We start from the raw sequence: 10,362 nt of genomic DNA, 5'->3' as shown, positions 1-10,362 counted from the left end.
GCGTATCCCGCTTGCAGCGTTGGGCACCCGTGGTGGCTCTGTCCACCCTGCTGCATCGCTTCGATACCCAGGCTTTGCAGAACCCGGAAATATCCGGTGCGGAGTACCAGCACGGCACCCTGTTCGAATACGAGGTGCGCGAGTATCTACTGGAGAAATGGGGCCGCAAATGTGCATATTGCGATGCAGAGCATACCCCGCTGACCATCGACCATATCCACCCCAAAAGCAAAAGCGGCAGTGATCGGGTATCGAATCTGACGCTGGCCTGCGGTCCCTGCAACCAGCGCAAGAATAATCAGGATGTGCGGGACTTTCTGGCGCATGACACAAAACGTCTGGCGCGTATCGAAGCGCAACGCAAAGCCCCATTGAGGGATGCTGCTGCCGTGAACGCAACACGTTGGGCGCTGTTCCGCCGCCTCAAGGATACCGGCCTTGATGTGGAAGTCGGCACAGGCGGCAGAACGAAGTGGAATCGCAAGCGGCTGGGCTATGCAAAAGCGCACTGGATAGAGGCCGCCTGTGCTGGAGAAAGCGGTACCGAGGTCAGGCTGGGTTCAGAACACAAGCCCCTGCAGATGGGTGCTATGGGCCACGGCGAGCGGCAACGGGCGCGACTGAACCGATACGGGTTTCCGGTCGGGCACAAGGCCGGTGCTAAATCCTTTCTGGGATACCAAACCGGCGATCTGGTGCGGGCGGTGATTCAGAAAGGGAAATACGCTGGTACGCATGTCGGACGCATCGCCATTCGTTTTCGTCCGTCCTTTGCGCTGAAGGCCAAGGGGCATGACAAACCCATCAATGTGCATCCCAGGCATCTCAAAATTCTGCAGAGGAATGACGGTTATGCGTACAGTTAAATACGGAAGCGCCGGGTTCTGATGGGAACATATTTGGGCCGCGTAGCGATTCGCGCCAGTGGTAGTTTTAACATCCAGACCGCAACCGGATTGGTACAAGGCATCCATCACCGTTTCTGCACCCTGATTCAGCGGGCAGACGGGTATGGGTATTCGTGGACAAAGATAGCTACAGCACAAGGAGATGCGGGTATAGGGGCGGCTTGCGCCGCCGCGCTATTCCTCCCTGGCATGAATGCTGGGGTTTCCCGCACAAACGGATGACCTGGAACATTTACGTTATCGGCAACATCAAGAGTTTCTTTGGTGTTTTTACCATGCTGCAGATGTTGTTCGATCCATCCAACAACACGGCATGGGCCAGCAGCTCAAGCGCCTGGGGTGGGCCGCTGATTGGCCTTATGCTGATCATCAGTCTGATCATTATCGTGATCGCGTCCTTTTTGCAGGGACGATTCCTGATCCATCACATCATGATCATGGCGATTGCTTATGCGGTCATGTTCGGCGTCACCACCACCGTCAATATTGAAAACGTCTATAACGGTCAGTCCCAAATCGTCAGCGGAATTCCTATTGGCGTCGCAGTTCCCGCGTCGATATTTTCGACGGCTTTCTGGGCGATCACCAAGGAAATGGGGCAGGCGGATGACTCGGTGACAACCGACGATACCAATATGTTCAGTGGTTCATCGTCAAGCAACCAGGTCTATGGTTTCGATGGTCCTCTGGCGCTCATGTATAACCTGCGTGGACTCTATTCGACTTTCTCTGACGCGAACCCCTCGCTAAGTCGCTCCATCAAGGATTATGTGGATTTTTGTGTGGCCCCTGATACCAGCGTTTTGTATTCCATGGGATCACAAAAAAACCTGGCAACGGCTTTGTTCTCAACAACACCGCCAGAACCGAATGTTATGGACACGCTTTACGTCAACAGCTCCGGGGATCCTGTGTCGCATTACTCGGAAAGCTGCTCCAGTGCCGAAAGCACCTTGAGTGGTGCATGGAGCGTTTTTGAGACAGGCAGTATGCCTAGTGGTAGCAAAAATCTCGGAGAAACCATTGATTCTCAACTGGACAATGGTTCTGTATCCAGCCTGGACGCTTCACAGGCCGCCACCCTGCTCGATAATGTTTTTATGACTACCGGTAATGACGGTTACAGATTCATGAATAACATGATCCTGAATTGCGAGGTCCAGGCCGGAGCTAACGCGAATCAACTCTGGGACAGCTCTCAATCCGGGCCTATGTCCAGCTATTGCTCAACCAAGGCCACGGCATTCGGGCGCAGTGTGACCCTGAATGCGGCAAACGCATCCTTGTTTGAAATGAACATGATTCCGATGATGGCCATCCTGCAATTTCTGTTCTTTGCGGGCTTTCCGATCATCATCGTAGTGGCTATGGCCATGGGTCCAAATGGCTTCGGCAAGATTGGTGCATTCATGGCGTTCGGGGCGACTACGTTGGCCTGGATACCGATTGCCCAGCTTATCTCCAATTATGCCCAGAGCAACATGCACGACACCATGACCCAGCTTCAAAACACCCTGAATGGTGGAGCGATGACGGCTTCCAATAACATTCCGATTCTGCTGGAGCACGCTATGCGCTCACAGGCTATGGCGGACAAAATGCTGGCATTGACCCCCGTAGTCACGATGGTCCTGCTGGGTCTGGGTGGCGCTTATGCGGCCACACGTCTGGCGCAGGACCAGTCCGAAGAAAACTCTGCCTCACAAGCGGTTGGTGAAACAACGCCGATGGAAGGCCCCAATACGCTCACCCAGGGGACGAGTGGGGTTCAGGCGAAATCTTCGGGTATGCCCAGCACTCGTGGCGGAACCTCAGAAGAATTTTCAACCAATCCTGTTTTCGATGCCGCGAGTGTCAATCTGGCGTCTGCGGCAAGTGCTGGCCTAACAGCAGCAGATGCGAGAGTGGCCGAGGCGTCTCAGAGTTACCAAGTGAGTTCTGGGCGAACCGCTGCACAGACCTGGGGGTTATTACAAACCGCTGGAACATCACAGGGCAGCAATGAAATACATTCAGAGGCAGCGACACAAAAAGCCAGCGAGATGAGGCAGGCCGTGCAATCTGTTGCCAGTACATTAGGGGTCAGTGATAAAAAAGCCACGAGCTTTCTGATGTCGTTAAATGGGCAAGCCAGTATGGATGGTGCAACGATGGGTGCTGCTTGGCTAAGTAGCGCGGAAGGGCAAAAAGCTATAGCGGGCACCATGAAAGGCTTAGGCATAGGCATGGGGCTCGATAGCAAACAAACCGCCACGATTGCCAGCGAATTATCGAAAGCTAACACGAAAACGGCCTTAAACAGCGTCACTTCGGCTTCCGCTGCAGATCTAGCCAATTCGGTTTCGACAAACACCACGGACGGCGCTCTCCAACCTCAGGCGGCCAGCCTGGGTAAGTCGGCAACACAAACAGAAGGATTGCAACGCAACCTATCTGCAGCCCGAAAACAGCAGAACTCTGTTGCCCGAACCGCCTCTCAAATGAACAGCCTAGGGGGAAATGCCATATTAAATATGGGGGAGATGGGTGCTTCAATGGCACAAGTTCAGGGTGGCTCGCGTGACGCGATTCTGGAATCGCAGGCCAACGCGGACCACGCGGGGTTGGGAAAACAGTGGGAAGGTGCTTTTAACAAGGCCAAGAAATCCGGTGTTAATGACTATTCTGCAGCCGCGTTTGCCAATTTGCAGACAGCCAGAGATGCACTTGCCAGCGGAAACGCCAATGCGGGGGAATTCGTACAGGGATTAACCCGCAAATTCGGAAATGGTGCGCTGGCGACTAATAATCCATCGGTAACAAGCCAGGTGGCGAAGCGCGTCGCAAAGGGGGGTGAAATGCCCACCCAGGGTCAGAATGTCGCCGATGCTGTTTCTCACGCGGTACCCCCGCCGAACGCCGGAGCTGCATCCTCCCAATTTAGCAGCACGCAGTCTGCAGCAGCCGGAGAAGTCAACAACTTCAATCCCAATCAGAAATTTAATCCTGCATCTGCAGCCCAATTCTATGCAGACAATGCCTTAAAAGACAGTGGGATGTCCCAGAAGGCGATTGCCCAATGGAACAAGGCGCACCAGGCGAATTTAAATAAGGTGGATGGGAGTTGGTTGATGGCGGCGGATAAGGAGATGCAAAAACATCCAGTTGCGACAGATGTGGTCGAGGGTATTGGCACTGCTATTACTGCAGGGGTCGGCGGTGGAATGGCTTACAAAGCGGGGAAAGCGGCGACAAAGGCAAAAGCGGCGAAAGCTACAGACGATGCCAACAGTCCGTCAGATGGTTCTACCACTTCTGGTGGGTCTGAGACTGCGGATCCTGCCGCCGATCCTGCTACTTCTGGAAGCGGACCAAGGATCGTTGATCACTATGGCAGACCGTTTGAGCCTACCACTCCAGCCGGAGATGCAGCCGGAGATGCAGCCGGAGATGCAGCCGGAGATGCTGGATCGGCACTTCTTGGTTATGGTTTAGATGCCCTTGGAGCACCCCTGGTCGGGGTCCAGGCTCTGACTTACTCTGGTGGACTCGGCAAAAACGGTACCCGCTACAGCGGTCAGCAGCTCGTCCAGGACATCGACGACGGTAACATAAAGGGTGCCGAGCAGATAACAAGAAAATTGTCTGAAAATAAGGATAACAAAGGAAATTCCGGAAACGAAAGTTAAGACCATGTTTAAGCCCAATTCCGGGTTTAACTTGACAAGCACAGTTTCCTGGATGATTCTCAGCCCATCATCGGTCATCCGATGATCGGGATTGGCGTCCCGTAAATTCCAGGCGGACAGCCGCCATTCCCTTAATGGGAGTTATTGCGGCGTTTTTTATGTCCGTTGTCCGGTTGTGCTCTATGGGCGGGCCGGACGGGGAGCCGCAAGGCTCGCCGGTTCCTGGAATCCGGTACGCCAACCCGTTCGGTTCCGTCCACCTTTTGATTGGCGTCTTGGGTAGGCGGGAAATAGACCGCATTCCAGGAGAACCGCCATGCACGCTAAAAAAAGTGATTCCGCACCCACTGTTTTTCTTTTTCAATCCACCGAAGTCCGCACTATCGACCGGGATGGTCAAGTATGGTTTGTGGCCAGTGATATTGCCAAGGCACTAGGCTATCGAGACGCCATCAACATGACCCGTGTCCTCGATGACGACGAAGCTGATACTCACATTATGAGTACCAGATCCGAGAATGGCACCATCCAGTCCCGCGAAGTCACCATCATCTCCGAATCTGGACTGTTCCACGCGCTGCTGAAAAGCCGCAAGCGGGAAGCCAAACCGTTCCGACGCTGGATAACGCAGGAAGTGTTGCCGGAAATCCGGCGCACGGGCGGTTATTCGTCATCTGTATCGCCCTCCCCCGCCGTACCCGCCATGCCCGGTTCACCGGGTAGCAAAATGCTGCTGACGCTGGAAGCGGACGGGCGCTATCAGGTCAAGCAACTGGCGCAAGGCGCGATGGTGGCCACGGTCGGAGAAATCGTCGAGTATCTGGAAAAGCACGGCTACCTGCTGGTGCGGCGTGTTTCCGGCGACGAACGGTTGGTGTTTGAGGAAGCCGGAAAGGATGCAGGAACCGGTTAAGACCATCCCTGAACCGCCCTTACAGCATCCTCTTAGGATGTGGTAACACGGTGTTTTGCGTCAGGATTTGCAAAGCAATTTTCCCAGTGCTATATCTAAAAAGGATTCTACACTATAACGCGAATCTTGTGAGGAAATGGAAAGGATTTCGAGGTGTATTATGAAGTTTCCAAAAGCTACAGACGATGCTAATAGTCCGTCAGATGGTTCTACCACTTCAGGTGGGTCTGAGACTGCGGATCCTGCTACTTCTGGAAGCGGACCAAGGATCGTTGATCGCTATGGCAGGCCGTTTGAGCTTACCACTTCAGCCGGAGATGCAGCCAGAGACGTAGCTTTTAAGAAGAACAAAACCATTCCAGTAAAAAAACCGTGGGCATTTCGAGATGGTGATGTCACCACGAATACCGGGGACCATCTGCGCCGGATTTGGGGAAAGAACCGTCCGCATCCCATTGCCAGTAAGTTCGTCACTCACTATTTGGAACCGGCCTTGGATCTATCCGTTAAGATTTTATGGCTGCCCGTCGCCGTGTTGACCTGGCTGTATTTCCATTACTTCACCGTGCATCCGGAATCCCCGGTGGCAATCCCCATTATGTATGCTTTTATAGCTGGAGGCTTGTTTTTTAACCTATCCGTTGTTCTTTATATTTTTAAGCCATACTGGATTTTCGGCTATCACAGGGTACCCGATAAGAATCCGCAGATGGGCCGAGGGGGTAGTTATACCCGAAACCAGCACAGATCAGCCGACTACTCCGGCCTCAGTTCAGATACAAATTCTGGTTGCGACATCAATCCGGCCAATGGATTCTCCATGATTGGCGGATGTGGTGGGTTGGATGTGCAAGGAAACGCTTATGGAACAGATATGTATAATGACTTTTCATCCGGTTTCAGCAGCGATGATTCTTTCACCAGCATTTGAATATTCGGGCGCAAATCGCAAGAGGATGCGCGATTTCAACAAGGGTTCTGTGATGGTTCTGAAATTCGGCGTATAGAAAAAGGAAATTGAAGATGAGGGCTCGTATTGTCATCCCGTTGGCGCTTATTGGGGTATTTTCAGTGGGCAATGCTTATGCGCTGACTAATACGCAGGCAAAAGACCTAATGATGGCCGCAGCACACAAGGGAAACGATACGGACTTGGCCAAATTGGAATCTGCGGCAAAGTCCGGGGATGCTGCAGCGCAAATGTGGATGGGTCGCTACTATTGGGGTGCAAAAAAGGACGATAAAAAGGCGGTTTACTGGATCAGGAGTGCCGCAGCACAAGGAAATGCGCGGGCGGAATACAGGCTGGGACATGCCTATATGTATGGTTTGGAGGGCCTTTTTAACCGTGTGAAGGGGAATTACTGGCTCGAAAAATCGGCAGCGCAGGGGTATGGCTGGGCAGAAATTGCCGTTGGTTCTGACTACAACTTCGGCGTAGGAGTACCAAAGGACTATGTGAAAGCGATCTACTGGTACAAGCAGGCCGCAGCACATGGACCTCTCAGTTCAGAGCGTAGAGCAGAGGTTTTGCTAGGGGGGATAGAATATTCCCCCAGCCACAGTGGACCGCATAACGCCGAGAAAGAAATCTACTGGTATATGGAGGCGGCAGCGCATGGATCTCGCAATGCAGAATCCAACCTATGCTGGGCCTATTACACCGGGCGCGATGGTGTGCCGAAGGATTACTCGAAGGCGAAATACTGGTACGAGAAAGCGGTAGCGCAAGGGTGGCCTGCTGGGCTGCTGCCCAAGGCATTTCGGTAGAGTCCGATAGACTTTCCGAATGCGGAATACAATCCAGGGGTTGTCTATCGCAGTCGGGCTAATGTTCAAAACCCCGGTAGATCTCATGCCACCTGTGCCTCCCGGATCACGTCCGGATGCTTGGCTGCGATGCGGAGAAGCGTCATAGCCGCGCCGGAAGGGTTGCGCCGCCCCTGTTCCCAGTCCTGAAGGGTCCGGACAGACACCCCCATCAGTGCAGCAAACTGTGACTGTGACAATCCTGCGCTGATACGGGCCTGCACCACTTCGGGCACGTCGATCTTGTGGACAGCACCTTTTTTCCCGGCCTTCATCTGCCGGACGGATTCCAGAAGTTCCGCGCCAATATCGCGCTTGGCGTCCCGTTCCATGAGTTCCTTCAGGGTAAGCATACAAGCTTATCATACGGCATAGCCGGACTTCTGGAAAGCGTGAACATACGCTCTTATGACATCCTCTTAGGATGTGGTAACACGGTGTTTTGCGTCAGGATTTGCAAAGCAATTTCCCCGGTGCTATATCTGAAAAGGATTCTACACTATAACGCAAATCTTGCGAGGAAATGGAAAGGATTTTGAGGTGCATTATGAAGTTTCCAAAAGCTACAGACGATGCCAATAGTCCGTCAGATGATTCTACCACTTCAGGTGGGTCTGAGACTGCGGATCCTGCTACTTCTGAAAGCGGACCAAGGATCGTTGATCGCTATGGCAGACCGTTTGAGCCTACCACTCCAGCAGGAGATGCAGCCGGAGATGCAGCCGGAGAAAGTGGATCGGCACTTCTTGGTTTTGGTGCAGATGCCCTTGGAGCACCCCTGGTCGGGGTCCAGGCTCTGACTTACTCTGGTGGACTTGGCAACGGTACCCGCTACAGCGGTCAGCAGCTCGTCCAGGACATCGACGACGGTAACTTAAAGGGTGCCGAGCAGATAACAAGCAAATTGTCTGAAAATAAGGATAACGAAGGAAATCCCGGAAACGAAAGTTAAGACCCGGTTTAAGCCCAATTCCGGGTTTAACTTGACAAGCACAGTTTCCTGGATGATTCTCAGCCCATCATCGGTCATCCGGTGATCGGGTTTTGCAGCCCGGAAACTACAGGCGGACAGCCGCCATTCCCTTAACGGGAGTTATTGCGGCGTTTTTTATGTCCGTGTCCGGCAGTGCTCTATGGGCGGGCCGGACGGGGAGCCTTACGGCTCGCCGGTTCCTGTAGGCCGGTCTGCAAACCCGTTCGGTCCGTCCACCCTTTTTGCAGGGGGTGGCGGCACAAAGACCGCACTACAGGAGATACCGCCATGAGCCCTAAAAAAAGCGATTCCGCACCCACTGTTTTTCTTTTCCAATCCACTGAAGTCCGTACTGTAGATAGGGATGGGCAAATTTGGTTTGTTGCCGGTGATATTGCCAAGGTACTAGGCTATCGAGACGCGATCAACATGACCCGTGTCCTCGATGACGACGAAGCTGATACTCACATTATGAGTACCAGATCCGAGAATGGCACCATCCAGTCCCGCGAAGTCACCATCATCTCCGAATCTGGACTGTTCCACGCGCTCCTCAAAAGCCGCAAGAGGGAAGCCAAACCGTTCCGACGCTGGATAACGCAGGAAGTGTTGCCGGAAATCCGGCGCACGGGCGGTTATACGCCATCTGTATCGCCCTCCCCCGCCCTGCCCGGTTCACCGGGTAGCAAAATGCTGCTGACGCTCTGCCAGGACGGACGGTATGAAATGAAGCCACTGGCGCAAGGTGCGATGGTCGCCACGGTTGGGGAGATCGTCGAGTATCTGGAGAAACACGGCTATCTGCTGGTGCGGCGCGTTTCCGGCGATGAGCGGTTGGTGTTTGAGGAAGCCGGAAAGGATGCAGGAACCGGTTAAGACCACCCTGAACCGCCCTTACAGCATCCTCTTAGGATGTGGTAACACGGTGTTTTGCGTCAGGATTTGCAAAGCAATTTCCCCGGTGCTATATCTGAAAAGGATTCTACACTATAACGCAAATCTTGCGAGGAAATGGAAAGGATTTCGAGGTGCATTATGAAGTTTCCAAAAGCTACAGACGATACCAATGGTCCGTCAGATGATTCTACCACTTCAGGTGGGTCTGAGACTGCGGATCCTGCTACTTCTGAAAGCGGACCAAGGATCGTTGATAGGTATGGCAGACCGTTTGAGCTTACCACTTCAGCCGGAGACGTAGCTTTTAAGAAGAACAAAACCATTCCGGCAAAAAATCCGTGGGCATTCCGAGATGGTGATGTCACCACGAACACCGGGGACCATCTGCGCCGGATTTGGGGAAAGAACCGTCCGCATCCCATTGCCAGTAAGTTCGTCACTCACTATTTGGAACCGGCCTTGGATCTATTCGTTAAAATTTTATGGCTGCCCGTCGCCGTGTTGACCTGGCTGTATTTCCATTACTTCACCGTGCATCCGGAATCCCCGGTGGCAATCCCCATTATGTATGCTTTTATAGCTGGAGGCTTGTTTTTTAACCTATCCGTTGTTCTTTATATTTTTAAGCCATACTGGATTTTCGGCTATCGTGTCGTAAAGAAGCCCCGTCCTGCGGTAAACCATCATTCTGCTCGTCGCCATCAGGATGATGATGACGATAGCCTTCTAAATGCAGTCTGTGGGGTTGGATTGGATGCGTGGTATGATCGTCAAATGTGGGGTATGGACGATTAGATGACGCTGCAGGCCTCAGTTCAGATACAAATTCTGGTTGCGACATCAACCCGGCCAGTGGATTCTCCATGATTGGCGGATGTGGTGGGCTGGATGTGCAAGGAAACGCTTATGGAACAGATATATACAATGACTCATGACGCCGCACTATCCGGCCAGGACACCCGAAATGCGACTGCGGCCCGCAAACAGGCAGACAGTTTAAGTAGAGTCAACCACTCCCCCTAACCGATGTCGGTATAGGCGGAGCTTGCAAGGCGGTACGCAGGCTCCTGGTTGACCAGGCTCAGTGAACGGAGTGATCCGTGAACTACGTTATTGGGGTCATGACACCCTGGAATGCGCGTGCCAGTTCCAGGCTCTGTCGGACAAGGGTTAAACAGGGATTCGGGAGTATGA

At 53.1% G+C, this 10,362-nt stretch carries 9 protein-coding genes; 8 read left to right on the top strand and 1 reads right to left on the bottom strand.

Going from position 1 to position 10,362, the window contains the following annotated elements:
* The 5 genes from iscB to HJG40_RS14825 form a co-directional block, all read left to right on the top strand.
* A partial coding sequence (iscB, locus tag HJG40_RS14845) for an RNA-guided endonuclease IscB (protein WP_215864906.1) occupies nt 1–866 on the top strand: 866 nt, incomplete at its 5' end.
* A gap of 203 nt (nt 867–1,069) precedes the next feature.
* Complete coding sequence (locus tag HJG40_RS14840) at nt 1,070–4,576, top strand: conjugal transfer protein TraG N-terminal domain-containing protein (RefSeq protein WP_215864905.1); 3,507 nt, start codon at nt 1,070–1,072, stop codon at nt 4,574–4,576.
* 316 nt (nt 4,577–4,892) lie between these two features.
* Nucleotides 4,893–5,489, top strand: coding sequence for a BRO-N domain-containing protein (locus HJG40_RS14835; RefSeq protein WP_215864904.1), 597 nt, complete (start codon nt 4,893–4,895; stop codon nt 5,487–5,489).
* A 160-nt stretch (nt 5,490–5,649) separates the two neighbouring features.
* Nucleotides 5,650–6,420, top strand: a complete 771-nt coding sequence (locus HJG40_RS14830; RefSeq protein ID WP_215864903.1) for a hypothetical protein — start codon at nt 5,650–5,652, stop codon at nt 6,418–6,420.
* Nucleotides 6,421–6,512: 92 nt separating this feature from the next.
* On the top strand, nt 6,513–7,259 hold the full coding sequence (locus HJG40_RS14825) for a tetratricopeptide repeat protein (RefSeq protein ID WP_215864902.1): 747 nt from the start codon (nt 6,513–6,515) through the stop codon (nt 7,257–7,259).
* 83 nt (nt 7,260–7,342) lie between these two features.
* Here HJG40_RS14825 and HJG40_RS14820 read toward each other — a convergent pair whose 3' ends face one another.
* Entirely contained in the window at nt 7,343–7,630 is a 288-nt protein-coding gene (locus tag HJG40_RS14820; RefSeq protein WP_226857497.1) for a type II toxin-antitoxin system RelB family anti-toxin transcriptional regulator, read from the bottom strand.
* A gap of 215 nt (nt 7,631–7,845) precedes the next feature.
* Here HJG40_RS14820 and HJG40_RS14815 point away from each other — a divergent pair, with 215 nt between their 5' ends.
* From HJG40_RS14815 to HJG40_RS14805, 3 genes are all read left to right on the top strand, one after another.
* Entirely contained in the window at nt 7,846–8,250 is a 405-nt protein-coding gene (locus HJG40_RS14815) for a hypothetical protein (RefSeq protein WP_215864900.1), read from the top strand.
* Nucleotides 8,251–8,559: 309 nt separating this feature from the next.
* Nucleotides 8,560–9,147 carry a BRO-N domain-containing protein gene (locus HJG40_RS14810; protein ID WP_215864899.1) on the top strand — a complete coding sequence of 196 codons (588 nt, stop codon included), beginning with the start codon at nt 8,560–8,562 and terminating at the stop codon, nt 9,145–9,147.
* Between the two features lie 159 nt (nt 9,148–9,306).
* Nucleotides 9,307–9,963, top strand: coding sequence for a hypothetical protein (locus tag HJG40_RS14805; RefSeq protein ID WP_215864898.1), 657 nt, complete (start codon nt 9,307–9,309; stop codon nt 9,961–9,963).
* Nucleotides 9,964–10,362: the final 399 nt, after the last annotated feature.

This window comes from Acidithiobacillus concretivorus (genome assembly GCF_018853445.1).
GTDB lineage: Bacteria > Pseudomonadota > Gammaproteobacteria > Acidithiobacillales > Acidithiobacillaceae > Acidithiobacillus > Acidithiobacillus concretivorus.
The sequence above is the reverse complement of the archived record's forward strand: the minus strand, read 5'-3'. Positions and strand labels throughout refer to the sequence as shown.